The 26,656-nt window shown below is 71.6% G+C and carries 8 protein-coding genes and 1 pseudogene; 6 read left to right on the top strand and 3 right to left on the bottom strand.

Annotation, left to right across the window (positions count from 1 at the left end; genetic code table 11):
* Positions 1-96 precede the first annotated feature (96 nt).
* A complete protein-coding gene (locus SCATT_RS00635) occupies positions 97-615 on the bottom strand; it encodes a pyridoxamine 5'-phosphate oxidase family protein (RefSeq protein ID WP_014140915.1) in 519 nt (172 codons plus the stop codon).
* A 370-nt stretch (positions 616-985) separates the two neighbouring features.
* On the opposite strand from SCATT_RS00635, the gene SCATT_RS00640 reads away from it, so the two are divergent.
* From SCATT_RS00640 to SCATT_RS00660, 4 genes and pseudogenes are all read left to right on the top strand, one after another.
* Positions 986-12,781 (top strand): type I polyketide synthase, encoded by an 11,796-nt coding sequence (locus SCATT_RS00640; RefSeq protein WP_014140917.1) that lies wholly within the window; start codon positions 986-988, stop codon positions 12,779-12,781.
* 54 nt (positions 12,782-12,835) lie between these two features.
* On the top strand, positions 12,836-16,873 hold the full coding sequence (locus SCATT_RS40535; RefSeq protein ID WP_014140918.1) for a type I polyketide synthase: 4,038 nt from the start codon (positions 12,836-12,838) through the stop codon (positions 16,871-16,873).
* 1,104 nt (positions 16,874-17,977) lie between these two features.
* Positions 17,978-18,463 (top strand): annotated as a pseudogene (locus SCATT_RS00655) (MBL fold metallo-hydrolase); the annotation flags it as partial.
* A gap of 325 nt (positions 18,464-18,788) precedes the next feature.
* Positions 18,789-19,922, top strand: a complete 1,134-nt coding sequence (locus SCATT_RS00660) for an aldose epimerase family protein (protein ID WP_014140921.1) — start codon at positions 18,789-18,791, stop codon at positions 19,920-19,922.
* A 348-nt stretch (positions 19,923-20,270) separates the two neighbouring features.
* Here the strand turns inward: SCATT_RS00660 and SCATT_RS00665 are convergent, their stop codons facing one another.
* Positions 20,271-20,879 (bottom strand): ScbR family autoregulator-binding transcription factor, encoded by a 609-nt coding sequence (locus tag SCATT_RS00665; protein WP_014140922.1) that lies wholly within the window; start codon positions 20,877-20,879, stop codon positions 20,271-20,273.
* Between the two features lie 1,230 nt (positions 20,880-22,109).
* Here SCATT_RS00665 and SCATT_RS00675 point away from each other — a divergent pair.
* Together SCATT_RS00675 and SCATT_RS00685 are read left to right on the top strand one after the other, a co-directional pair.
* Positions 22,110-23,210 (top strand): FAD-dependent monooxygenase, encoded by a 1,101-nt coding sequence (locus SCATT_RS00675; RefSeq protein ID WP_014140923.1) that lies wholly within the window; start codon positions 22,110-22,112, stop codon positions 23,208-23,210.
* Between the two features lie 477 nt (positions 23,211-23,687).
* Positions 23,688-24,458, top strand: coding sequence for an IS5/IS1182 family transposase (locus SCATT_RS00685; RefSeq protein ID WP_014627237.1), 771 nt, complete (start codon positions 23,688-23,690; stop codon positions 24,456-24,458).
* A 516-nt stretch (positions 24,459-24,974) separates the two neighbouring features.
* Here the strand turns inward: SCATT_RS00685 and SCATT_RS00695 are convergent.
* On the bottom strand, positions 24,975-26,225 hold the full coding sequence (locus tag SCATT_RS00695; RefSeq protein WP_014140927.1) for an alpha/beta hydrolase family protein: 1,251 nt from the start codon (positions 26,223-26,225) through the stop codon (positions 24,975-24,977).
* Between the last annotated feature and the right edge of the window lie 431 nt (positions 26,226-26,656).

Consider the following 26,656-nt stretch of genomic DNA (forward strand, 5'->3'; position numbering starts at 1 on the left):
TGCGTCTTGCGGGGTCACGGCGGCGAGCGCCGGACACAATCTCCGTGGCGCGTCGAATTCCCCGGGCCGGATTTGTGCGCGGCCAACTTCAGCCGGTCAAGACTGCGGAAAGTCCCACCTGGTCGCGGACTCCCATCCGGCGATTCCCGCCCACCCGTAGATCCGCTCGGGGTTCAGCCGGAACACCGGCGCACTCTGGCCGAAACGCGTGTGGACACGATCCTCGCTCACCGAGAGTTCCCAGTCGTACTTCACCCCGACGCCTTCGGCGAGCACGTTGATGTCGTCCCCGATCACTCGGGAGCAACTGCCCTCGACCATCACCACGTCCTCGCCGACCTGCAAGTTCACGGAGGCCCGCGGGTTGACCTTCAAGAATTCACCGCAGCGGTTCTGGCTCGAGAACCAGAAGGTGTTCCGCTGCCAGATACCCCACAAGGGCCTGCTGTGTGGGCGTCCGTCCGGGCTGGTGGTGACCAGCCAGTACGTGGACGCGGACTTGAGCAAGTTCTCCGCCCAGCCCCACGGTTGTGTCGGCCCCGGCGCGGTCTGGCTGAAGATGAATGCCGACGTCCCCTTCGGGTTCTCCGCGTTCTTCAACACCTCGGCAGTCATGTTGCTGTCCCTTCGCTCGTCCGCTGTGGGCGACCAGCGAGACGCACCGGTCTGGCTTCCGCGGTTCATGCTCGCAGCGCGATCGCGACACCGGCACCCCAAAAGAACCGCGTGACCACCGGGGTGGCGACTAGGGGGGTTAGGGGGGTGCCCGCGCCGACGTCGCAAGAGCATGGTTGTTCACGCGACCGCCCAGAGGTGGTCTTGATCGTGGTCCCGCCCAAGCCCTTTGCGCACGAGCTCTTCGCCGGACCGCCGGCCTCAGCAGACGCCTGCCACGTGTCCAGGCACGACAAGTCCGGGGTACGCCGGACCACTCCGGGGTCCCCCGGGCCACTGGAACAGACGGAAGACAGATGGGGTTGCTCGTATGGAGAACGAGGACAAGCTTCGCCAGTATCTCAAGTTGGTCACGAGCGACCTCTACCAGGCTCGCAAGAAGATCACCGAGATGGAGGCCCAGGACACCGAGCCGATCGCCATCGTCTCGATGGCCTGCCGCTTGCCCGGCGACGTCTGGTCACCGGAGGACCTCTGGGAACTGGTCGCCAGTGGAACCGACGCGATCGGCGAGTCGCCGACCGACCGGGGCTGGGACATGGACAGCATCTACGACCCGGAGCCCGGGAAGCCCGGAAAGACGTACACCCGCGAGGGCGGCTTCATGTCCGGCCTGGCCGACTTCGACGCGGACTTCTTCGGCATCTCCCCACGCGAAGCTCTTGCCATGGACCCGCAGCAACGGATCGTCCTGGAGGCCGCCTGGGAGTCGTTCGAACGGGCCGGCATCGACCCGGAGACCCTCCGCGGCACCGAGACAGGTGTGTTCATCGGCTCCAACACCCATGACTACGTGCCGTTGACCGTCACGGCACCCCGCGAGGTCGACGGCTATCTGCTGCTGGGCAACGCGCCCAGCGTGCTCTCCGGCCGCGTCGCGTACACATTCGGCTTCGAGGGCCCCGCAGTCACCGTCGACACCGCCTGTTCCTCGTCGTTGGTCGCGATGGACTACGCCGTTCGGGCCTTGCGTCGCGGCGAGACCACGATGGCTCTGGTCGGCGGCGTCGCGTCGATGTGCTCGCCACTGGTCATGGTCGACTTCAGTCGGCAGCGCGGGATCGCGCCCAACGGCCGGTGCAAGGCGTACGCGGACACCGCGGACGGCACCGGCTGGTCGGAGGGGGTCGGCCTGGTCCTGCTCGAGCGGCTCTCCGACGCGCGGGCCAACGGCCACCCGGTGCTTGCCGTCATCCGTGGTTCGGCGATCAACCAGGACGGTGCCTCCAACGGCCTGACCGCTCCCAACGGCCCCGCCCAGCAACGGGTCATCCAGGCGGCGCTGGCCGACGGCCAGGTTCCGATGGAACAGGTCGACCTGGTCGAAGGGCACGGCACCGGCACCCGGCTGGGCGACCCGATCGAGGCTCAGGCCCTGCTGGCCACCTACGGCCGCAAGAAGAAGGACGGCGAGCCACTGTGGCTGGGCTCGCTGAAGTCGAACGTGGGTCACACCCAGGCGGCCGCGGGCGTCGTCGGCGTGATCAAGGCAGTGATGGCCATGCGCCACGGCGTCCTCCCCAAGACACTGCACGTGGACGAGCCGACGCGCGAAGTGGACTGGTCGGCCGGCGGGGTCAAGGTGCTGACGGAGAACCGCCCGTGGCCGGAGAACGAGTGGCCGCGCCGGGCAGGTGTGTCGTCGTTCGGCATGAGCGGTACCAACGCGCACGTCGTCCTGGAGCAGGCGCCCGCGCCGGAGGCGGTCGAGGCCGAGCCGGTGAGCGCACGGCCGACCGCCTTGCCCTTCCTGCTCTCCGCCCGTACTCCGCAGGCCCTGGCCGGTCAGGCGACGCGGCTGCGTGACTGGCTCGCCGACGAGGACGTCGCCCTGCTCGACGTCGCGAAGTCGCTCGCGCTGCACCGCGTGACGTTCGAGCACCGCGCCGCCGTGGTCGCGGGCGACAAGGAGGGCCTGCTCGCGCAGCTCGACCTGCTGGCCGGCGGCGGCAGCGGTGCCACGGCGGTCGTCGGCACCGAGTGTCGCGGTCTCACCGCGGTGATGTTCCCCGGGCAAGGCTCGCAGCGCATCGGCATGGGCGCCCAACTCGCGGCCGCCTTCCCCGTCTTCGCCGCGGCGTACTCGGAGGTGCTGGGGTGGCTCGACCCCGAGCTGCCGCGGATCATCGCCGAGGGCGGCCCGACGCTGGACCGGCCCGAGTACGCGCATCCCGCGCTGTTCGCGATCGAGGTGGCGCTCTACCGCCTGGTCGAGTCGTGGGGTCTGCGCCCCGACTACCTGCTCGGACAGTCCTGTGGGGACATCGCGGCGGCGCACGTCGCGGGTGTGCTGTCACTCAAGGACGCGGCCACCATGGTCACCGCCCGAGCACGGCTGATCCAGACCTCGGCCGCCGGTGTGATGGCCTCGGTCGCGGCCGGCGCCGACGTGGTGGAGCCGGTCATCGCCGGCATCGAGGGCGTATCGCTCGCCGGTATCAACAGCCCGAGCTCAGTCACCATCTCGGGGCTGAAGGGCCCGGTCGAGGCGGCTGTGGCGCGACTGTCCGAACTCGGCCACGCGTCCCGCACGCTGCGGGTCGGCGTCGCGGGCCACTCGGTCACGATGGAGCCGATCCAGGCCCGGTTCCGGGCCGTGGTGGAGACCTTGACCTATTCGGCCCCGACCATCCCGATGGTGGTGCCCGCCGAGGTGCTGTGCACCCCTGAGTTCTGGGTCCGGCAGATGCGCGACCCGGTGGACCTCGTCGGCGGCGTGGCCCGGCTGCGCGAGCGCGGCGTCACCCGGTTCATCGAACTGTCGCCCGCCGCGTCGATGACCAGCCACGTACGCGAATGCTACGGCGACGAGTCGGTGGTGGTCACACCGTCCCTGCGCAGTCGGCGCGACGAGGCGGAATGCGTCGCCGTGGCGATGGCCACCCTGCACGCCGCCGGCGTCGAGGTGGACTGGGCGGCCTTCTTCGCCGGCACCGGCGCGCGACGCGTCGACCTGCCCACCTACGCGTTCCAGCACGAACGCTTCTGGCTCGAGACCAGCCACGTCGGAGGGAACGACCTCAGTTCGATCGGCCTGCGCTCGGTGGACGCCCCGCTCCTGGGTGCCGGAGTCTCGCTCGCCAACGACGGCGGCTTCCTGTGCACCGGCCGCCTGTCGCTCTCCACCCAGCCCTGGCTTGCCGACCACGCCCTGTTCGGCCGCGCCCTGCTGCCCGGCACCGCGTTCGTCGAGTTCGCGCTGCGCGCGGCGGACCAGGTCGGCTGTGAGCTGGTCGAGGAGCTGACCATCGAGGCCCCGCTGCCGCTGGAGCGGGGCGGCGTGGCGCTGCAGATCGTGGTCGGCGAGCCGGAGGAGTCCACCGGCCGACGGTCGATCACCATCTGGTCGCAGCAGCAGGACCCGGACTCCCCCGACATCGACGCGGCCTGGACACGGCACGCCAGCGGGTTCGTCTCGGGGACCGCCGGCGCGAGCCGCGACGACCCCGAGATGGCCGAGTGGCCACCCGCCGGCGTCGAGGAAGTCGGGGTCGGCGATCTTTACGAGACCTTCGCCGCCGCCGGGTACGCCTACGGGCCGGTGTTCCGCGGTCTGAAGGCCGCCTGGCTGCGCGACGGGGAGGTCTTCGCCGAGGTGGCCCTGCCCGAGCAGGTGGGCGACGCCGGCGCGTACGGCATGCACCCTGCCCTGCTGGACGCCGCGCTGCACGCGATCGCGGTCACCGGCACCACCCAGGGTGTCGTCCCCTTCGTGTGGTCGGGCGTCCGGCTGTACGCCGTCGGTGCTTCCGCGCTGCGCGTACGGCTGACCCCGGTGGGGGCCGACACGGTGGCACTGCTGGTCGCTGACGGGACCGGCCGCACGGTACTGTCCGTCGACTCGCTGACCTTGCGGTCCGCCACCGCGGAACAGATCGCCGAGAGTGCTCCCCAGGCCCACGACTCCCTCTACGAGATCGAGTGGATCTCCGCGGGTGAGGTCGAGTCCTCGTCGCCCACCGGCTGGGCGAACCTGGGCGGCGGCGCGCCCGCGACGGGCACGGCGTACGACGGCTTCCCGGCGCTGCGGGCCGCCCTCGACGCCGGGGGCGAGGTGCCCACCGTGGTGCTGGCCGCTCCCGGTCACGACCACGGCCACGACGTGGCCGCGAACGTGCACTCAGCTGTCAACCAGATGCTCGAACTGGTCCGCGCCTGGCTGGCCGACGAACGGCTGGCCACCTCACGGCTGGTCCTGGTCACCCGTGGCGCGTTGGCCACGTACGAGGGCGAAGTCGTCCGTGACCTGGTCGGCGCGGCCCTGCACGGCCTGTTCCGCTCGGCGCGTGCCGAGAACCCGGGCCGGCTCGTCCAGGTCGACCTCGCGCCCGGCGAGCCCGACTCGGCCGTGGTGGCGGCGCTCGACGCCGGGGAGGACGAGGTCGCCGTGCGCGCGGGCACGATCCTGGTGCCGCGGCTGGTCAAGGTCTCCTCCTCGAGGACGCTCGCCGTGCCGGCGGAGTCGACCGCCTGGCGCCTGTCCGCCCCCCACCCCGGTACTTTCGACGGGCTCGCCTTGATCGAGTCACCCGAGGCGGTCGCGCCCTTGGCCGAGGGTGAGGTGCGGGTGGCCGTCCGAGCCGCCGGCGTGAACTTCCGGGACGTCATGTCCATCCTGGGCCTGGTCCGCGGTCAAGAAGTGCTCGGCGGCGAGGCGGCCGGCGTGGTGACCGAGGTCGGCCCGGGGGTCGTCGGTCTGGAGCCCGGGGACCGGGTGATGGGCCTGTTCTTCGGGCCGTTCGGGCCGGTGGCCGTGGGCGACCACCGGATGGTGGTACCGATCCCGGACGGGTGGTCGTACCTGCAGGCCGCGACAGTCCCGATCACCTACCTGACCGCGTACTTCGGGCTCGTCGACGTGGCCGGCCTGCGGCCCGGCGAGTCCGTGCTCATCCACGCCGCCGCCGGTGGCGTCGGCATGGCGGCCGTGCAGCTGGCCGCCCATCTGGGCGCCGAGATCTTCGCCACCGCCGGCCCCGCCAAGTGGGCGGCCGTTCGCGAGCTCGGCGTCCCCCGCGAACGCATCTCGAACTCCCGCACCGCACAGTTCGCATCCGATCTGCTCGGCGCCACCGACGGCCGCGGCGTCGACGTGGTCCTCAACTCGCTCACCAACGAGCTCGTGGACGCCTCGCTACGACTGCTGCCGCGTGGCGGCCGGTTCGTCGAGATGGGCAAGACCGACATCCGCGACGCCGACCGGGTGGCCGAGGCGTTCCCCGGTGTGCGCTACCAGGCGTTCGACCTGCTCGGGGTGGCGCCCGAACGGGTCCACGAGATGTTGGTCGAGTTGCTGGACCTGTTCGACCGCGGCGCTCTCACCCTGCCTCCGACCACCACTTGGGACGTCCGCCGGGCCCCGGACGCGTTGAGGTTCCTCAGCCAGGCTCGGCACGTCGGCAAGATCGCCCTGACCATCCCGGTGCCCGTCGATCCGGCCGGGACCGTGCTGGTGACCGGCGCCTCCGGCGCGCTGGGCGGCTTGGTCGCCCGGCACTTGGTCGCCGAGCACGGCGTACGCAACCTCGTGCTGGCGAGCCGGCGCGGCCCGGATGCTCCCGGCGCCACCGAGTTCACCACCGAGTTGACCGAGCTCGGCGCCTCGGTGACGACTGTCGCCTGTGACGTCTCCCACCGCGAATCGCTGCTCGGGGTGCTGGCCGCGATCCCCGCCGAACATCCGCTGACCGCGGTTGTGCACATCGCGGGCACCAGCGACGACGGCGTCATCGGCTCGCTGACGACCGAGCAGATCGACACCGTGTTGCGTCCCAAGGTGGACGCCGGTTGGCTCCTGCACGAGCTGACCCAGGATCTCGACCTCTCCGCCTTCGTGCTGTTCTCCTCCGCCGTCGGGGCATTCGGCGCCCCGGGCCAGGCCAATTACGCCGCCGCCAACGCGTTCCTGGACGCCCTCGCCCGGCACCGCCGCGCGTTGGGTCTGCCCGCCGTCTCGCTCGACTGGGGCCTTTGGTCCGCCACGAGCCACATGACGTCCTCGCTGCGGGAGGCCGACTGGGAACGGATGGCACGCGCCGGTATCAAGGCGATGTCCGACGAGGAAGGCCTGGCCCTCTTCGACGCGGCCGTCACCGTCGGCGCCCCGGTGGTGCTACCGGTCCGGCTCGACCTGGCCGCGTTCCGCGGGGAGGTGCCGCCCCTGCTGCGCCACCAGGTCTCCGGGCGGGTGCGTCGTACCGCCGTCGCGAGCGGCGGCGATGCCAGCTCGTGGACCCGCCGTCTGCTCGCCCGGCCTCCGGCCGCCCGGCATCGGATCGTGCTGGACGCTCTCGCCGCCGAGACCGCGGCCGTGCTCGGGCACACGTCGGCGTCGAGACTCTCGCCGGACCGGACCTTCAAGGACATCGGCTTCGATTCGCTGGCCTCGGTGGAGCTGCGCAACCGGATCACCGCGCTCACCGGCCTGCGGCTGCCGGCCACGGTGGTCTTCGACCACCCGGACCTCACGTCGCTGACCGCGTACGTGCTCGGCGAGGTGGTCAGCGCCAGCTCCTCCGCGTCGGCGGCACCCGCGGTCGTCACGGCGGACACCAGCGGCGACGCGATCGCCATCGTCGGCATGGCCTGCCGCTACGGCGGCGGGATCGACTCGCCGGAGGCGTTGTGGGCGATGGTCGAGGAGAGCCGGGACGCCGCCACGGAGTTCCCGACCGACCGTGGCTGGAACCTGGCCGAGCTGTTCGATCCCGAGCCCGGCCGCTCGGGCACGACCAACGCCCGGGCGGCCGGCTTCCTGCCCGGCGCAACCGAATTCGATCCCGAGTTCTTCGGCATCTCACCTCGTGAGGCCACCGCGATGGACCCGCAGCAGCGCCTGCTGCTGGAGTCGGCATGGGAGGCGTTCGAGCGTGCCGGTATCGACCCGTTCGCGCTGCGCGGCACGAAGACCGGTGTGTTCGTCGGCCTCAGCGCCCATGACTACGGCAACTTGCTCGCGCTCGAATCGCGCGGTCTCGACGGCCACCTGCTGACAGGCACGGCGCCCAGCGTGGCCTCGGGCCGCATCGCCTACGAGTTCGGCCTTGAGGGCCCCGCCTTGACGGTCGACACCGCCTGTTCGTCCTCGCTGACCACGGTGCACATGGCGGCGCAGGCGCTGCGGGCCGGTGAGTCCGACCTCGCGCTGGCCGGCGGTGTGGCCGTGATGTCCACACCGGTGGTGTTCCAGGAGTTCGCGCTGCAGGGCGGCCTCTCCGCGGACGGCCGCTGCCGGGCGTTCGGCGCGGACGCGGACGGCACCGGCTGGGCCGAGGGCGTCGGACTGCTCGTGCTGGAGCGCTTGTCGGACGCCCGCCGCAACGGCCACCAGGTCCTCGCGGTGGTGAAGGGCTCCGCGGTGAACCAGGACGGCGCCTCCAACGGGTTGACCGCGCCCAACGGCCGCTCGCAACAACGGGTGATCCGAGCGGCGCTGGCCAATGCCGGTGTCTCCGCCGCCGATGTGGACGTCGTGGAGGGACACGGCACCGGCACCAGGCTCGGCGACCCGATCGAGGTGCAGGCACTGCTGGCGACGTACGGGCGGGAGCACACCGAGGAAAACCCGCTCTGGCTCGGCTCTTTGAAATCGAACCTGGGCCACGCGCAAGCGGCTGCCGGCGTGGCCGGGGTGATCAAGATGGTCCAGGCGCTGCGACACGGCCTGCTGCCCCGGACGTTGAACGCCGAGGAGCCCACCCCGCACGTGGACTGGTCGGACGGTGCCGTGAAGCTGCTGACCACGGCACAGCGGTGGCCGGAGCGCGACCGGCCCCGGCTCGGCGCCGTCTCCGCGTTCGGGATCAGCGGCACCAACGTGCACGTGGTGCTGGAGCAGGCACCGGAGCTCGGCGAGCCGCCCGCTCCGCCCGCGCCCGAAAGGGTGCTCGCACCGTCCGTCAAGCCGTTCGTCCTCTCAGCACGCGGCGCGGCGGCACTGCGCGGTCAGGCAGCCAGGCTCAGTGCCTACCTCGCCGAGCACCCGGAGGTGGACCTCGACGCGCTCGGCCGCTCGCTCAGCGGCCGAGCCACATTGGAGCACCGGGCCGTGGTGCTCGCCGAAAACCTGGGCACGCTGACCGCGGGGCTCACGGCGATCGCCGCCGGCACGGCGGACTCCAACGAGGACGTCGTGCTGGGCGACGGCGGTGAGGCGACCCAGCCGGTCTTCGTCTTCGCCGGTCAGGGCGGCCAGTGGAGCGGCATGGCGCTCGACCTGTGGAACACCAGCCCGCTGTTCGCCGCCGCCATGACCGAGTGCGACGCGGCGCTGGCCCCGCACGTCGACTGGAACGGCGCCACACTGTCGGACGTCCTCACCGGCGCTTCGGGCGCGCCGAGCCTGGACCGGGTGGACGCGGTGCAGCCCGCGCTGTTCGCGGTGATGGTGTCCTTGGCGCGGCTGTGGCGGTCGCTCGGGGTCGAGCCGGCAGCGGTGGTCGGTCACTCCCAGGGCGAGATCGCGGCGGCCGTGGTGGCCGGTGTCCTCACGCTGGCCGACGGCGCCCGCATCGCCGCGTTGCGCTCGCGCTTGATCGCCGGCCTGACCGAGCGCGGCGGGATGGGCTGGATCGGCCTGCCGGTCGCCCGGGTCCGGGAACGGCTCGCCGACTACCCTGGGCTCGGCGTCGCCGCGGTCAACGGGCCGCGGTCGGTGGTCGTCTCCGGCGCCCGCGACGAACTGCAGAGCCTGTGCGCGGCGCTCGCGGCCGAGGAGGTCCCGGCGCGCACGCTCCTGGTGGATTACGCGTCGCACTCGCGTGGGGTGGAGGAGCTGCACGCCGAACTCGTCGACGCGCTGGCCGATGTCGCGCCCGCCGAGGCAGAGGTGCCGTTCTACTCCACGGTCACCGGCGGGCGGGTCGACGGCACCGAACTGAACGCCGAGTACTGGTACCGCAATCTTCGGGAGACGGTGCGGTTCAGCGCGGCCGTCGAGGCTCTTGTGAACGACGGGCACAGCTGCTTCGTGGAGCTCAGCGCGCACCCGGCCCTCGTCGACGCGGTCGAGGCGGTTGCCGAGGCCCGAGGCATCGAGGTCGCCGCGTCGTGGTCGTTGCGGCGGGACGGCGGTGACGTCGAGTTCACCCGCTCTGCGGCCACGGCCTTCGTGCACGGGGCAACGGTCCGCTGGGGGACGGCGTTTCCCGCCGGAGGGCGAATCGACCTGCCCACGTACGCGTTCCAGCACCGCCGGTTGTGGGTCGAGCCCGCCGGCGCGGCGACCGCGAGCGTCGCCGACCTGGGGCTGGCGTCCGCCGATCACCCCCTGCTGGGCGCCACCGTGGAACGCGCCGGCGAGGACCAGGTGCTCTTCACCGGCAGGTGGTCGCCGGCGACCCAGCCGTGGCTGGCCGATCACGTCGTGCTCGGCACCCTCCTGCTGCCCGGCGCCGCCTTCGCCGAGCTGGTCACCCACGCCGGGCGCCACGTCGACTGCGCCCGCTTGGAAGAGCTGGCCTTTCAGGCACCGTTGGTGCTCTCGGAGAAGTCAGGTGTGGCGGTGCAGGTCGCGGTCGGCGCCGCTGACTCCACCGGGCGGCGTTCGGTCACGGTGCACTCACGGCGCACCGGGTCCGGCGCCGGCGGCAGGTGGATTCTGCACGCGGAAGGCACGCTCGCCCCTGTCGGTACCGGCCCGGTGCCGGGCGGTCTGACGACCTGGCCGCCAACCGGCGCGGAGGCGGTCGACGTGACCGACATCTACGCCCGGCTCGCCGAGCGCGGATACGCCTACGGGCCTGCCTTCGCCGGGATCCGCGCGCTGTGGCGGGACGGCGAGGACATGTACGGCGAGGTCGCGCTGCCGAGCACGGTCCGTGCCGATGCGGGGCGGTTCGGCCTGCACCCGGCACTGCTGGACGCCGCCTTGCAGGTGCCGGTCGCCGGACTGATCGACAGCGAGAGCGAGGCGGTGATGCCGTTCTCCTGGAACGGCGTCACCGTGCACACCCGAGGAGCGAGTTCGCTGCGGGTCGCCTTCCGGCGCAAGGGCCCTGACTCCTCCACGATGCTGCTCACCGACGGCGCGGGCGAGCCCGTCGCCTCGTTCGACTCCATCGTCGCGAGGCCGGTCAGTCGTGCACAGCTGCGGAGCGCCGTGGACAGCGCGAGCGACAACAACGTCAACGACGAGAACTACCGCGTCGAGTGGCGCGCGCTGCCCAGCGGCACCCGCACGCCGGTCGGCGGTACCTGGCTGGCGGTGGTCGCCGAGGGGCAGCCGGCCGAGGGCTGGGCCGCGGAAACCGTGCGCCGCCTCGCTGCCCACGCGCCCGGCCTGGTGACCTGGACCGTACCGTGCGGGAACCTCGACCGGGCGGCGCTGGCCCAGCGGCTCCGCGAGCTCGTGGCGAACGGCACGAGCCCGGACGGGGTGCTGTCGCTGTTGGCCGAGGACGAGACCCCGTGCGAGGACTCGCCGGCGCTGCCACAAGGGCTCGCGGGCACGGTGGTGCTCACCCAGGCCCTGCTCGACGCCGAACTCGACGTCCCGATCTGGGCGGTGACCCGGGGCGCGGTGGCGGCCGGTCCCCAGGACCGCATCGGCTCGCCCACCCAGGCGCTGGTCTGGGGTTTCGGGCGTGTCGCCGGCCTCGAACACCCGCGGCTCTGGGGCGGCCTGGTCGATCTGCCGGAGACGGTGGACGACGACGCGGTCGCCGAACTGGCCGGTGTACTCGCAGGCAACGGCGAGAACGAGGTCGCCGTACGATCCCAGGCCGTCCTGGCCCGCCGTCTGGTCCGGGCGACAGCGCCCGAGCAGGAGCCGCCCGAGTGGCGGCCTCGCGGCACCGTGCTCGTGACGGGTGGCACGGGTGGCCTCGGTGCCGAAGTGGCCCGCTGGCTGGCCGACCGCGGTGCCGAACATCTGGTGCTTGCCAGCCGCAGCGGCGCCGATGCGGCCGGGGCCCGGCGCCTGGTCGAAGAACTGGTCGCCAAGGGCGTCCTGGTCTCGGTGACGGCCTGCGATGTCGCGGACCGGGCCGCCGTGATCGAATTGCTGGCCTCCGTTCCCGCCGAGCACCCGCTGACCGCGGTCGTGCATGCCGCGGCCAGCCTCGATGGCGGGCCGATCGCCGACACGACGTTGACCGAGTTCGGCGACATCCTGGCTGCCAAGGTGCTCGGTGCGGCGCACCTCGACGAGTTGCTCGACCACGACAGCGTCCGGACAGTGCTGCTGTTCGGCTCCATCTCGGCGACCTGGGGCGTCGGCAACCAGTCCGCGTACTCGGCTGCCAACACCTACCTCGATGCCCTGGCTCGGCAGCGGCACGACCGCGGCGGCCACACCGTCTCGGTGGCGTGGGGCCCGTGGGAGGCCGGAATGCTCGCCGAGGACGAGGAGATGGCCGACTCGCTGCGCCGCGGAGGTCTGCCCCTGCTGCCGGTGGACTCCGGGCTGGCGACCCTGGACCGAATCGTCGCCGAGGACGAACCGTGCCCGGTCGTGGCACGAGTCGAATGGGCCCGGTTCCATTCCCGCTTCACCTCGCTGCGGCCCAGCCCGTTCCTGGCCGACCTGCCGGATGTCCGCCGGCTGCCGACGGCGGAGTCCCAGACCTCGGTCGAACGCGGCGCGGCCCTGATCGAGAAGCTCACCGCGCTGCCCGAGGAGGATCGGGAACCGGCCGTGCTCGATCTGGTCTGCTCGCACGTCGCGGCCGTGCTCGGCCACGACTCTCCGGAGCAGGTCGATCGCAAGCGGGCTTTCAAGGACGTCGGCTTCGACTCGCTGATCGCCGTCCAGCTGCGCAACCGGCTCAATGCGGCGACCGGGTTGCGGCTGCCGGTGACGCTGGTCTTCGACTACCCGAATCCGACGAGCCTGGCCTCGTTCCTGCGCTCCGAGGTGGCCGCCGCTGTGCCGTCGCCGACGGACGCGGCACTGGCCGAGTTCGACCGGCTGGAGGCGTCGCTCTCCGCGATACCGATCGAGGACGCGGACGTGCGCGACGTCCTCGTCAGCCGGGCGCGCGAACTGCTCAGCCGGCTCTCGGGCCCGGCGCGGGCCGCGAGCGTCGAGGGCGACGTGGCGACGCTGACGGCGGCCTCCGACGACGAACTGTTCAGCTTCATCAACACGCAGCTCGGCCACGAGTGATCCGTGTCCACGCGTGGAACGTGCCGCGGCGTCGGCTGAGGGGTCGAGGAGCAGATGGACAACAACGAGCACAAACTGCGGCGCTACCTGAATCTGGTCACGGCAGACCTCGTGCAGGCCCGCAAGCGGTCGGAGGAGCTCGAGCGGCGGATCGGCGAGCCGATCGCGATCGTCGGCATGGCTTGCCGCTACCCGGGCGGCGTGCGCTCACCGGAAGACCTGTGGGAGCTGGCGATCACCGGGCGGGACGCGATCACCCCGTTTCCCCGCGACCGGGGTTGGGACCTCGACTCGCTCTACGACCCCGATCCAAATCACCCGGGCACCAGCTACACGCAGCAGGGCGGCTTCCTGACCGATGTCGCTGACTTCGACGCGCAGTTCTGGGGCATCTCGCCCCGTGAGGCCACCGCGATGGACCCACAGCAGCGACTGCTGCTGGAGACATCGTGGCAGGCGCTCGAAAGGGCTCGGATCAATCCCCACTCGCTGCACGGCAGCGAGACCGGGGTGTTCGTGGGCCCGAGTGTGACCGACTACGCGGCCCTGTTGGCGCGCTACCCGACCGGGTTCGAAGGGCTCCTGCTCGGCGGCCTGGCAGGAGCCATCATCTCCGGCAGGATTTCCTACCTCCTGGGGCTGGAAGGTCCGGCGGTGACCGTCGACACCGGTTGTTCCTCGTCACTCACCGCCTTGCACCTCGCGGCGGGTGCGCTGCGCGCCGGGGACTGCTCACTCGCCCTGGCCGGTGGCGTTTCCGTGTTGGCCACGCCGGGCTCGTTCGTCGAGTTCAGCACCCAACGCGGGCTCGCTCCGGACGGCCGGTGCAAGTCCTTCGGCGATGCTGCGGACGGTACGTCCTGGGCCGAGGGCGTCGGCATGGTCGTGGTCGAGCGGCTTTCCGACGCCCGCCGCCACCGGCACCCGGTCCTGGCAGTGCTGCGCGGCTCGGCGATCAACCAGGACGGAGCGTCGAACGGGCTGACGGCACCGAGTGGCCCGTCCCAGCAGCGGGTGATCCGGCGTGCGCTGGCCGCGGCCGGGCTCAAGCCCTCCGACGTCGACGCCGTCGAGGCACACGGCACCGGCACGACACTGGGCGACCCGATCGAGGCCCAGGCGCTGCTGGCCACGTACGGGCGTGACAGGCTGCCCGGCCGTCCGCTGTTCCTGGGGTCGCTCAAGTCCAACCTGGGCCACAGCCAGTCCGCCGCTGGAGTGGGCGGTCTGATCAAGACGGTGATGTCGCTCCGGCACGGCATGTTGGCACCGACGCTGCACGCCGACCCGCCGTCCACCGAGGTCGACTGGACGGCCGGCGACATCGAACTCCTGCAGGAGCCGCGGTCGTGGCCGGAGACGGAGGACCGGCCACGGCGTGCGGCAGTTTCCGCCTTCGGCATCGGCGGCACCAACGCGCACGTCATTCTCGAGGCGGTGTCCGAAGAGGACGCCGGACGGGAGGGCGACGGCATCGCGCACCGCACGCTGACGGCCGTCCCCTGGTTGGTCTCCGGCCGCACCGCGGCCGCGATGCGCGCCCAGGCCGCGCGGCTGGCCGCCTTCCTGACGAACCGGGCCGAGCCGGCCGATCCCACCGACGTCGGATACTCACTGGCCACCACTCGCGCCGCCCTGGACAACCGCGGCGTCGTCGTGGCCGCCGATCGGGACGGCCTGCTCACCGGGGTGCGGGCACTCGCCGAGGGCAGGCCGCATGCCGCGGTCACGACAGGCGCCACCGCGCGCGGACGGCTGGCCTTCCTGTTCACCGGCCAGGGGGCGCAGAAGCCGGGCATGGGCCGCGAGTTGTACGCGGAGCATCCCGTCTTCGCCGAGGCGTTCGATGCTGTCTGCGCGCACCTGGACGGTCCGATCGGCCGTTCGCTGCGTGACCTGACCTTCACCGAGGACGACCCGCTGGGCCTGCTCGACCGCACCGGATTCGCCCAGCCGGCCCTCTTCGCCGTCGAGACCGCGCTGTTCCGGCTCGTCGAGTCGTGGGGTGTACGCCCGGACTTCGTCGCGGGGCATTCCGTCGGCGAGGTCACCGCCGCGCACGTGGCCGGGATACTGTCGCTCGAGGACGCTTGCGCGTTGGTCGCCGCCCGGGCGCGGCTCATGCAGAGCATGCCTCCCGGCGGCGCGATGGTCGCTGTCCGTGCGGCCGAAGAAGACATCCTGCCGATGCTGGATCAGCTGACCGGCCTGGTGTCCGTCGCCGCGGTGAACGGTCCCACCTCCGTGGTGCTCTCCGGCGACGAGAAGACGCTCACCACTGTGATGGCGAGACTCACCGACAAGGGCCTCCACCCGCGCGAACTGCGGGTGAGCCACGCTTTCCACTCACCGCGGATCGACCCGATCCTGGCCGACTTCCGATCGGCGATCGAGAGCATCTCGTACGCCGCGCCGCGCATCCCGATCGTGCCGCTCGCACCGGGTGACGCGGACCGGGGCGAGCGGATGCGTTCGGCGGACTACTGGGTCGCCCAGGCCCGTGCGGCGGTGCGGTTCCACGACGGTGTCGTGCGCCTGAGCGAGGCCGGTGTCACCACCTACCTGGAGCTCGGGCCGGGCGGGGTCCTCGCCGCCCTCGGCCAGGACTGCCTGCCGCCGGCCGGTCCGGGCGTACCGGAGCGGGCCTTCGTGCCGACACTGCGTCAGGGCCGGGCCGAGCCGGCCGCGCTGCTGGACGCGGTGGCTGCCCTTTTCGTCCGCGGTGTGCGGGTCGACTGGCGCGCGGTCTACGCGGGCACCGGCGCCGCCCAGCTCGACCTGCCCACGTACGCCTTCCAGCGCCGCCGCTACTGGCTGGTCGATCACCTGCCGACAGGGGCGAGCCTGCTGGCCGACCAGGGCGTCGTCGGCGGGACGGGCGCCCCGCCGCCGGACGCGGTGATGGCCGAGACGGTCACCGAGATCCCCTCCGTACGCGGCAAGATGGCCGATCGCCCGCGCCAGGAGTGGGCGGAGATCCTGCTCGCCGAAGTGCGCGACCAAGTGGCGCAGTTGATGGGCTACGACGCGTTCGAGGACGTCAACCCCCAGCGCGGTTTCGCCGAGTTGGGCTTCGACTCGCTGACCGCGGCCTGGCTCACCGAGCGCCTGAGGGCCGTCACCGGTCTGGAGCTGTCCCGCGCACTGGTCATCGACTGTCCGACGCCGCACGCCGTCGCCACACATCTGGCCGACCGCTTCGCCGTGCTCGAGGACCTCGAAACACCACCGGCCGCCCCCGCCGCCACACCGGCGCGTCCGACGCCGCCAACGACCGAACCGCTGCCGGTCCTCTTCGCCCAGGCCTGCGCGCGGAACCAGGTGAAGGATGGGCTGGAGCTGCTGGCCGTCGCCGCCCGGATGCGCGTGGGTACCGGCTCGCCGAAGATGCGGGAACCGGTCAGTTTCTCCCAGGGGCTCGCGGGCCCGACCCTGGTCTGCATCCCGTCCGTGGTCGCGCCCTCCAATGTCTACCAATACGCTCGGATGGCCGACACGCTGCGCACGACGCACAACATGGCTGTGCTGCCGTTGACAGGCTACGCCGACCACGAGTCCCTCCCCCCGAGCCGAACCGATCTGGTGGCTGCTGTCAGTGAGACCGTGCTCGCCAACGTGACCGGCCCCTACGTCCTCGTCGGATACTCCTCCGGCGGCTGGATCGCACACGCGGCAGCCGCCCGACTCAAGGATCTGAACACCGCACCGGAGTCACTCGTGCTGCTGGACAGCCACCTGCCCGGCAGCACAGGTCTGGCCGACATCCAGGTCGACCTGCTCGGCGACGCGTACGCCGAATGGACCGCGACGCAGCCGCTGCGCGGCGCCGAACTGACCGCGATGGCACACCACCTCCAGCTGTTCGACGACTGGGCACCGACCGACATCGACGGCGTACCGACACTGCTGCTGCGCGCCACCGAACGGATGGGCGGCCGGCCCCCCACAGGCGAGCACTGGCAGGCCCACTGGGGTCCCGACCACGACGCCATCGACGTGCCCGGCACCCACCTGAGCATCATCGACGAACACGCCGCGAGCACCGCCTCAGCGATCAGCGGCTGGCTGGCCCGACGGCCCACCCATCCCTGACACGCCGACTCGATCTCGGCGGCGCGCCGCTTCGTAGCAAGGCAACCGCCGACCGCCCTGGTCGAGCGTCCGCGGTGAGCACCATGGCGCTTGGAAGGTGGCCCGGTGGAACAGGTCCTCCCGTGCGGGCAGCGGCCGGGCGGCTCGTTCCGCGCCCAACTCCCCGGCGGCCCGAGGGAGATCCGGGCGTGCCGAGGCTCGGCCACCGGCCAGCAGGAAACCGGCCGCTGTTCGCGTTCCCCTTGGTGGACTGTCCGGTTGCTCGCACCGTCCGGTGGGGTCGGACCAGCTGCCATGCCGCAGGTCCGGGGAGCGCACGGTGCCAGGGATCGGCTGACGACGCTTCCTGCCTCGCTGGGGTGTTCGGCTTTACCGGTCAGTCCGGTATGTCGGGCAGGGACGGGGGGCAGCAGGCCGGGTACGGCGACGCCGGGCAGCAGGTACCGCCACATGTCCGTCACGCGTTCGGGCGGGTCTTGCGGTTGGTGGAGACGGTCAAGGACCGGTGCGCGGTCCTCCAGGGTTCGCCGTGGGAGGGCTGGACCCCGTGGCCCGGTCTACCGGCGCAAGGGGCAGACGACGTTGAAGGCGTCGTACACCAACCACTACCGGCGCGGGCTGATCAAGCTGCTGGACGTACTGGAGTTCCGCTCGTCCAATCACACGCACCGGCCGGTGATCGAGGCCCTGGTGCTGGTGGCCCGGTGCGCGGCGGCGGGGACACCACGTACTACCCGCTGGGCGAGAGGGTGCCGGTGCACAGGGCGATGGGCGGGGACTGAGCGGAGGTTGTCCACCGCACCGACAAGCGGGGCCGGCGCCGGGTGGTGCGCATGGTCTACGAGGTCGTCGCCTTCCAGGCCCTGCGCGACCAGCTCAAGTGCAAGGAGATCTGGGTGGTCGGCGCTGACAAGTGGCGCAACCCGGATGAGGACCTGCCCCAGGACTTCGCCGAGCGGCGCGAGGAGAACTACCGCGAGCTGCGCAAGCCACTGGACCCGCAGGTCTTCGTCGACGAACTGCGCGAGCAAATGACCGTCGAACTGGGCATGTTGAACGACCGGCTGCCGAAGATGGGCTGGCTGGAGATCGCCGAACGGAAGTCCGGCCGCCGACGACTTCCACTACGGTCCGGACAACGCGTACGGGAACGGCGCGCAGGATGCCGACCGCCTGATCTACGAAGACAGTATCGCGCCCATCCACCAGGCCGGACAGAGCGTGCTGTGGGACGGCCTCCACCGCATCGACGAACACCTCACCTTGGAGTCCGCGCCCGGTCACACTCCCGGCTCGTCCGTGCTGCGCCTCGCGTCCGGCAGCGACCGGGCAGTCTTCGTGGGAGATCTGTTGCACAGCCCGGTGCAGATCCTGCACCCCTGCTGCAACAGCAGCGCCTGCCTGGCCCCGGAACAAGCGGTGGCCAGCCGCCGTCGGATTCTCGGGCGGGCGTCCGACGAACGGGAGTTGCTCGTTCCCGCGCACTTCGGTGGCGCAGGGGCCCTGGAAGTACGACGGGACAGTGACGGCTTCGCCCTCGGCCCATGGGCAACAACCACCCGGAAGAAGAGTGCGTCCACCTTCGAGTGAGCCGTGACCTCGTCCGTTCACCGCCACGCCGTCCTCCCAAACCCTCAACGCCTCGGCGGACGCGCGACCGTCGCCACCTGCGTCAGCCCAGGATTCCACGGCTGAGCCGGGTGCATCGACATCCGGCACGGAACCACCCGCCGCTCGGGATCTGCGCCACCACGACATCGAGTGGTCTTGCTGCGTCGGGGAAGCCACCCCCGCCAACCTTTGCAACGTTGTAAGGTGACGCTCGGACGGTCCCGCGTGTGCGCGCCCTTGACGGAGACCCGGCCCCCGCGGCGCGCGGCTCCCCCACTCCGACGTCTCAGTCTCGAGGAGAAACATGGCCGCCTGCACAGCAGTTCGCGAGGCTCTGCCCGTCACCGCGCACGAGTCGCCGGTGGAACGCTGGACGCTTCGCTCCCCCAGCGGGGTCCAGGCCTCCGTGCTCAGCTTCGGAGCCGTCCTCCAGTCACTGCGCGTGCCGGACGCCGCCGGGACCGCGGTGGACGACATCGTGCTGCGCCTGGCAGGCCCCCGGGAGTACGCCGGTCACGGTTCCTACCTCGGGGCGGTCGTCGGACGGTACGCCAACCGCATCGCCGGGGGCACGTTCCACCTGGACGGGGTGGTGCACCGCGTCCCCGCCAACGACCGGGGCAACGCGCTGCACGGCGGCCCCGACGGCTTCGACCAGCGCGTGTGGCAGGCGAGTCCTGTTCCCTGCGCCGACGGCTCGACGGGCGTGCGGATGACCCTCGACAGTCCGGACGGCGACCAGGGGTTCCCGGGGCGCCTCACCGCCACGGTCGACTACGTCCTGCGCACGGACGGCACCCTCGTCATCGACTACTCGGCCCGCACCGACCGCCCGACGGTGGCCAACCTGACGCACCACGCGTACTTCAACCTCACCGGGCGGCCCGAAAAAGGCGTGCTGGGCCACGTCCTCACCGTCGACGCCGACACGTATCTGCCGATCGACGACACCGCGATCCCCCTGCCGGGCGCGCCGGAGCCGGTGCGAGGCACCCCGTTCGACTTCACCGGCCCGCAGACGCTGGGGGGACGCATCGGTACACCGCACCCCCAACTCGCCACGGCGGGCGGGTACGACCACTGCTGGGTCCTGCGCGGCCACGCGGCAAGCCATGCCCCGGACGCCCGGGAGAACGCACCCACGCGCCCACTCGTCCCGCACCGGGCCGCGCGTCTGGAGGAGCCGCGCAGCGGCCGGGTCATGGAGGTCCGCACCACCGAACCGGGTTTGCAGGTCTACAGCGGACAGCAGTTGGACGGCACGCTCCGGGACGCCGAAGGACGGCCGCTCACCCCGCACGCGGGCGTGTGCCTGGAGACCCAGCACTTCCCGGACTCGCCCAACCGCCCGGACTACCCCAGCACGGTGCTCCGGCCGGACCGGCCGCTGCGCAGCCGTACGGAGTTCTCCTTCCCGCACCTGAGAGCCTGTGGGTGAGCGCGGCATCCAGTCGATCGGCCTCGGCCTTGAGGTCGAGGACGATCTCCGGCTGAACGAGGGCGAGTTCGCGCGAATCACGTTAGGGGGGATGATCCGTTCGCGATGCGGTCATGCCGGGGCTGCGCCCGATGGTGCCCCGCCGTCGTCGCCGCCCTACGGGGGCGAGAGCACGGGCCGCCTGCTCTCCCTCCAGACTCCTGGCGGACTGGGCGGGGTCACCGCCGTGCCGGAGATCGTCCACCAGGCAGTAGGCCGACCGCGGTCGGTCATCTCCACGCTGAACGCACCCAGTTGCTCGCGCCGCCCGGCCGGCTCTTCCTGCCGGGCGGACTGTTCGGCGCCCGGTCAGTCCGGTAGGTCGGGCAGGGACAGGGAAGGCAGCAGCCCGGGTATGGCGACGCCGGGCAGCAGGTACCGCCACATGTCCGTCACGCGTTCGGGCAGGTCCTTGCGGTTGGTGGAGACCTGGGAGGACAACTGGACTCCGGTGAACGCGCTTTGCAGAACGGTGGCGAAGCGTTCGGGCTCGACGCTCGGCAGGAGTTCGCCGTTTTCCGCGGCGGCGCGGATGAGTTCTGTCAAAGACCGGTGCGCAGTCCGCCAGGGTTCGCCATGGGAGGGCTGGACCCGGTCCACGGACAGCCGGACGAGTCCTTGCAGTACGGGATCGTGCATCAGAACGTCCGCGTAACGGTAGGTGAGGGCGATAAGGGACTGCAGCTTCAGGCGGCGCACCGGCGGCACGATCACATCGGCTTCCGCGGCGACGATCGCGTCGGCGACGGCCTCCTTGGACGGGAAATGGAAGTACATCGTGCCACGGGGCACACCACTGCGCTCGATGATCATCTCGGTGGTGGTCGCGGCGTACCCGATGGCTCCGAACAGTGCCCCGGCCGCCTCCAGAATCGTCCTGCGCGTCTTGATCGAGCGTGCCTGCTGCGGCTGCGCCATGCCGAATACACCCCTTATCGCTGTCCACCGCGTCCATGGGCCGGTTGGCGGGCGGATCCGCACCGGCAACCGTCGAGGCGCCCTGCGGCCCCTTCCTGCTGTACCAGGGCAGGTGTTCGCCGCCTGGCAACTCCCACCGTGAGGGTATCTCCGCCAACAGCGCCCGGCGCCGCATGCCCTCGCCGCGCGCACGAACGGCCGGCCTGCTGGTACACCGCCCGCACCTGGCCGGGCTGCGGGGCTTCGCCGCGCGAACCGCGCCGTGCACTCCGCGCGTTGATCGCCGCCGGACACGCACCACCGCGAAGGCGGCACGGTGCATGGCTGTACCGGTCACGCGCACACCGCCTCGAAGACCGTCCGCACCGGCACGGCCCCCTCGCCCAGCCATGCCGGTCTCGCCGGATCCGACGCCCCCGGCAGGCGTCGTCCAGCAGTTCACCGCTGGTCGGATCGGGCACGCCGTCGGGCACCCGGCGCAGCGGGGGCCGCGCTGTCCGGTGGTCCTCCCTCGCCCTGCGATGGCGCTGGGGCCGCCGCTCCCCCGGGCCGCCGGCCCCGCGCCGTCAAACCGTCTGCCGCATCTGTTCGGGGTCACCCCGCGCCCCGGCCGCATCCGGACCGGCCGACCGAAGCGCAGCCGTAGACGCCGGAACCCGTTCCGCCCGACGGCGAAACCGCCGCTTGCGCGCAGACTCGCGGACGAGGGCCGCCCGGATTCCCGAATCCCGCGCTGTGCACCGTGGTGCGGGCCGACTGGATCAGCTCCCCACCGTCACTCAAGGTCCGCATCGGACACGGAGCCCGGGCCGTCGATGTCGCCCGCCCCCACCGCCTCCGTCACCGGGCTACGCGATCGGCTGGTACGCCTCGCCCGTCGCTTGGGCTCAGAAGCCGATCAGCGTGGTCAGCGGCCGGTGATGGCTGGCCCGTGCGGGGCCCAGGGCTCCTGCGGTGTCAGCGCCCTGGCGGCGGTCTGGGGCGACCAAGAGCACGGCCGTAGTCCGCACGGCACGGCTCAGATCGGCCGGGAGCCCAGGCGTCACTGCTCACAAAACGTCACAGCCCTAACAACTACTTTAATGACTTCGTTAGGTAACACTAGCCGTTAGTGTAAGTTGGGATGCCTCAAGAGGGTGGGCTCGGCGAGTCCGACGATCCGGCGCCCGGTTGGCCGTCTCCCGTCGCCGCTTGGTCTCACCACCGCAACGGACGGCAAGTGGAGGAACGATGCGCACTGTGATCGTGGGAGGGGGCCTGGTCGGGCTCACCACCGCGGCTTCGCTGCGGCTGATCGGGCATGAGGTCATCGTGCTGGAACACGCGCCGCAGGTGCGGGCCGCCGGGGCCGGTATCGGTCTGTGGCCCAACGCGCTGCGGGAGTTGGACACCCTCGGCATCGGCGACGACGTCCGGCGCATGGGCAAGACCGTCGACGCCTGGTTCTTCGACGCCGCCGGACACCCGATACGCGCGGCCGGCTACGACCCCGCCGCCCACCAGTTCCTGATGGTGCCGAGGCCGGACCTGAACAACCTCCTCGCCGACACCCTCGGCAGGGACCGGATCCGCCTGGGAACACACGTCACCGGCTTCACCGAACACGACACGCACGTGGAAGTACACCTCGCCGACGGTGCACCGCTGCGTGCGGATCTCCTGATCGGAGCGGACGGCGTGTACTCCGACGTACGCGCCGCCCTGGAGCCCGGCAGCGCGGCGGTCGTGCATGCCGGCAACTACGCCTGGCGGGCCGTGCTGCCTTCCGGGGACGACGAGCGGCCGGAGGGCACGTTCGTCACGATCGGCGCCGCGCGGACCCGAGGCGGCTACACGCGCATCGCGCAGGGCCGGACCATGTGGTGGATCGGCCAGTTCGACGCCGGTGAACTCGTCGGCAGCAAGAAGGACCGGGCGCTGCGACGGGCCCGCAACGTGGCCGAGTCCGGCTGGCACGACGAGCTTCTGGAGATGATCACCGCGACCCCGGAGGAGTCCATCCTGGAGAATCAGATCATGCTCGTCCCCGAGCTGCAGCGCTGGACCACGGACCGGGTCGCGCTGATCGGGGACGCCGCGCACGGCCTGTCCCCGCACATCGCGGCGGGCGGCACCCTGGGCATCGAAGACGCCGGAGTGCTACGCGCCGAACTGGCGAGCCGATCCACCACAGCCGCCGCCCTCGCCCACTACGAGAAGGCCCGCCGATCCCGGTTCGAGCAGGTGCGTGAACACTCCACCGCGGTCGAGCACGCCAACGGGGCCACCGAATCCGCCGAGCGCTACGCCGCCTTCACCCACTGGATGGTCACCACCGCCCCCACCGCCTGATCCGGGCCCACAACCGCAGGCAGGCTCAATCCGCAGCAGCCCACCTCACGGCCGCCCCAGGACTGCTCGTCTCCGGAAGAAACCCCTCGATACTCCAGCAGTCACCCAAGGAGGCCACGCTGGCGACCGAGCGGCGCGACACCGACCGGATCCTCTACGGCCTGATGGAGGACCGGTTGGCGGTCTGCGTCAGCCGGTGCCTCAGCGTCGTCTGTCCGGGCAGATCGTGCTGCGGCGCATCAGGTGTCGCCAGCTCGCGGACTCCGAGGGGGCTGAACGTGATCCGGAAACACATCAGCATGGCCAGTACGGTGGAACGCCGCCTGCTGGTCAACTACCGGGCCGATCCGGCGGCCGGGCGCTGTCCGCGCCGCTGCGGCCGAAGCTGGCAGACAGCGGTTGGGCGCTGGGCGGGGTCCGCCTGATCCGGCTAAGGGCTGTCCCGTAACTGCTGGTCACGGGTGAGATGATCTGGCTGTGTCTGGTGTGATCACGGCGTCTGAGCCCTCCTGGATAGCCCCGTTCACTGGGCTGAGCCCGCGCCAGTTCGGCAAGCTGATCACCGCGCTCCGGCGTGAGGGTGTGGACCCGGTGCGCAAGGGTCGGCCATGGAGCCTGCCGCTGGAGGACCGCGTGCTCCTGATCGCCGCGTACTGGCGGACGAACCTGACCCTGCGCCAACTGGCCCCGCTGTTCGGGGTGTCCAAGTCGGCGGCCGACCGCATCATCGACCACCTCGGGCCCGCGCTCGCGCTCCAGCAGCGCAAGCGGTTCCGCAAGGACACCGTGCTCATCATGGACGGCACCCTCGTTCCCACCCGTGACCACACCATCGCCGAGCAGTCCAAGAACTACCGGTACTCCACCAACCACCAGGTCGTCATCGACGCCGACACCCGGCTCGTCGTCGCGGTCGGCCGACCAGTCGCAGGCAACCGCAACGACTGCAAGGCGTGGGAGCTGTCCGGCGCGAAAGACGCCGTCGGCAAGACCACGGTCATCGCAGATGGCGGCTACCGGGGCACCGGCCTGGTCATCCCGCACCGCCGCGAGAAGGGCCAGACCGAACTCCCGGAATGGAAGGAGGAGCACAACGCCTCCCACCGCAAAGTCCGCGCCCGTGTAGAGCACGTCTTCGCCCGGATGAAGGGCTGGAAGATCCTTCGCGACTGCCGGCTGAAGGGCGACGGCGTCCAGCACGCCATGCTCGGCATCGCCCGCCTGCACAACCTCGTCCTTGCCGGGTGACGCAGAAACCAGCAGGCCACCAGACCCGTCAGAGATCATTTACGGGACAGCCCTTAGGGTCGGGTGCCCGGGCTGCGTGCTCCGCGGCACCGGCCTGCGGATCGCAGGCTACGGCGCACCGGCTCGCCGTGGAGTGGTACGGGCCGGCGGACCTCCACACCGACGTGTACGTCCGGCGCCGGCCGACAGCCGACCCTCCCCCGGGCCGCGCGGCCTCGCCGACTTCCGCGTGGAGGAGACTGGGGACCGGCTCGACGTCGCCTACGCCAGTCGGGACGGCGGCACGCACCTCGGTCACCGCGACCGCCATCGACCAGCCGCGTGACAGCCTGCTGTTCGCCGACATGGCAGAGATGGTCGGGAGATGACGCCCTGCCGGATCGGTTCGGTCGAGTCCTCCTACGTCGACGACCCGACCCGGTTGCCGCCCGGCAGTGCTACTCCGGACAGCGTCTTCCTGATGCGTGGGTGCCGGAGCCATATCCCTGATGGCGCGTCAGGTCGTATGACAGGGCCTCACCGTCCGGCGAGGGTGTCGAACCAGGTGCGGATGAGGGGGTAGGAGGCCAGCGCCGAGCCGTTGTGGTCGGGGGCGCCCGCGTCCGCCACCGGCGCGTCGACCCCGGCACGCGCCAACTGTGCTTTGCAAGCGAGGGTGTTGGTGGGTGCCACGTCCCGGTCGCCGTCCGCGTCGTAGAGCTGGACCGGCACCTGCGGGGCCCACTGGCAGACGCTGTCCGCCACCCGGAACATCTGCGCGAGCTTGCCGGTCGGGTGTTGGAGTCGCCGCAGGAAGGCGGGGGTGAAGAGTTGCTGCAGGCTGTCCGGGAGGGCGGCGGCCACCTGCTCGTCGGTGTGCTCGCCGTCGAACAGGTCGGTCACGGTGCGGTCGTAGGGCGCCTGGAAGGCCTCGGCGGGCGAGCCGTAGAGCGGGTGCAGCCGGTTCCACGCGACCACCAGGTCGGCGGCGTAGAACGTGGCGTCCCGGCCGAGCAGTTGACCGCTAAGAGCGGCCGGCAGCTCGCTGCCCGTCAGGTCGTACGGTCCGCTCACCGGGGCCAGTGCTGTCAGCCGGTACCCGGGGACCTGCCCATGCTGCAACGCCCGCCCGATGCTCATCGCGGCTGCCCCGCCCTCGGAGAAGCCGGTCACCAGCACCCGGCCGTCGGCGCGCATGCCGTGCCGGGCCTCGACCTCCCGGGCGGCGACCAGCAGGTCGGTCGAGGCGGTGGTCTCCGAGGGCGCGTCCAGGTACGGGTGGGTGCCGGGCCCGACGCCCAGCCCCAGGTAGTCCGGCGCCACCGCGGCGAAGCCGTCCCCGGCGAACATCACCGCCGCCGCGCGGTTGGGCCCGTCCGCCACTGACGGGGCCTCACCTCGGTAGGCCATGGTGCCGTGCGCGTACTCGACGGTGGTCAGTGCGCGCGGCCCCGGATCGCGCGGGAGCGCCACCAGCCCGCTCGCGGTGGTGGGCCGCCCCTTAGGGGTGACCGTCCGGTACACCACCCGCTCCAGCTCGACCCCGCCCCGTTCGGCCGGGGTGACGAAGCCGGCGTCCCGGACACTGGTGGTGGCCTGTTGGGCATCCAGCGAGGCGAGCGGGGTGACCGAGACCACGGCGCCGCGGTGTACCCGGCCGGCGCCCGGGTCGGCCGCCATCGCGGTGGCGCTGCCGGCCCCGGCGGTCAGGCAGAGGACGGTGGCGGCTGCGGACAACCGCAGGGCGGTACGGCGGTGCGACTGCTGCTTCGGCATCGGATTGGTCATCGACGTCTTCCCTCGTTCGGTTGCGCTCCCGGGAGCTTTCCGGTGCGCCCAACGCTTCCAGCGCGGCGGCCCGGGAACGATGGCGCTGCCAGGCGTACCGAAGGTGGGGTGAACCCCCCGGTACGCCCGGGGGAGAACGGGGCCTCAGGTGCCGAGCGAAACGCACCCGGAGCGCCAGGAGGCGTGCAGCGCTGTCGTCACCCACGTTGACCGGGCCGCTCAACGTGGGGCACCTCCCGGCCAGGGCTGGCGGACAGTGCGGCCAGGGACGGCCCGGGCTGCGTCGGCGAGCGTGCCGTAGCGCAGCACAACCGGCTCGGGCAGCTCGGCGGCGGTCTCCGGTGAAACAGCATGTGGTCCTTCTCGTAGTCGCGGGCGGTTGGACCGAGGTAGTACGCCCGGGCGTCGCAGTAGAGCGGGTCGACCTGGTC

Source organism: Streptantibioticus cattleyicolor NRRL 8057 = DSM 46488 (genome assembly GCF_000240165.1).
In the GTDB taxonomy this organism is placed as follows: Bacteria; Actinomycetota; Actinomycetes; order Streptomycetales; family Streptomycetaceae; genus Streptantibioticus; species Streptantibioticus cattleyicolor.

What these genes read in the sequence shown, in the direction of transcription:
- SCATT_RS00635 (WP_014140915.1), bottom strand. Translation starts at nt 615, where the DNA reads ATGACTGCCGAGGTGTTGAAGAACGCGGAGAACCCGAAGGGGACGTCG.
- SCATT_RS00640 (WP_014140917.1), top strand. Translation starts at nt 986, where the DNA reads ATGGAGAACGAGGACAAGCTTCGCCAGTATCTCAAGTTGGTCACGAGC.
- SCATT_RS40535 (WP_014140918.1), top strand. Translation starts at nt 12,836, where the DNA reads ATGGACAACAACGAGCACAAACTGCGGCGCTACCTGAATCTGGTCACG.
- SCATT_RS00660 (WP_014140921.1), top strand. Translation starts at nt 18,789, where the DNA reads ATGGCCGCCTGCACAGCAGTTCGCGAGGCTCTGCCCGTCACCGCGCAC.
- SCATT_RS00665 (WP_014140922.1), bottom strand. Translation starts at nt 20,879, where the DNA reads ATGGCGCAGCCGCAGCAGGCACGCTCGATCAAGACGCGCAGGACGATT.
- SCATT_RS00675 (WP_014140923.1), top strand. Translation starts at nt 22,110, where the DNA reads ATGCGCACTGTGATCGTGGGAGGGGGCCTGGTCGGGCTCACCACCGCG.
- SCATT_RS00695 (WP_014140927.1), bottom strand. Translation starts at nt 26,225, where the DNA reads ATGACCAATCCGATGCCGAAGCAGCAGTCGCACCGCCGTACCGCCCTG.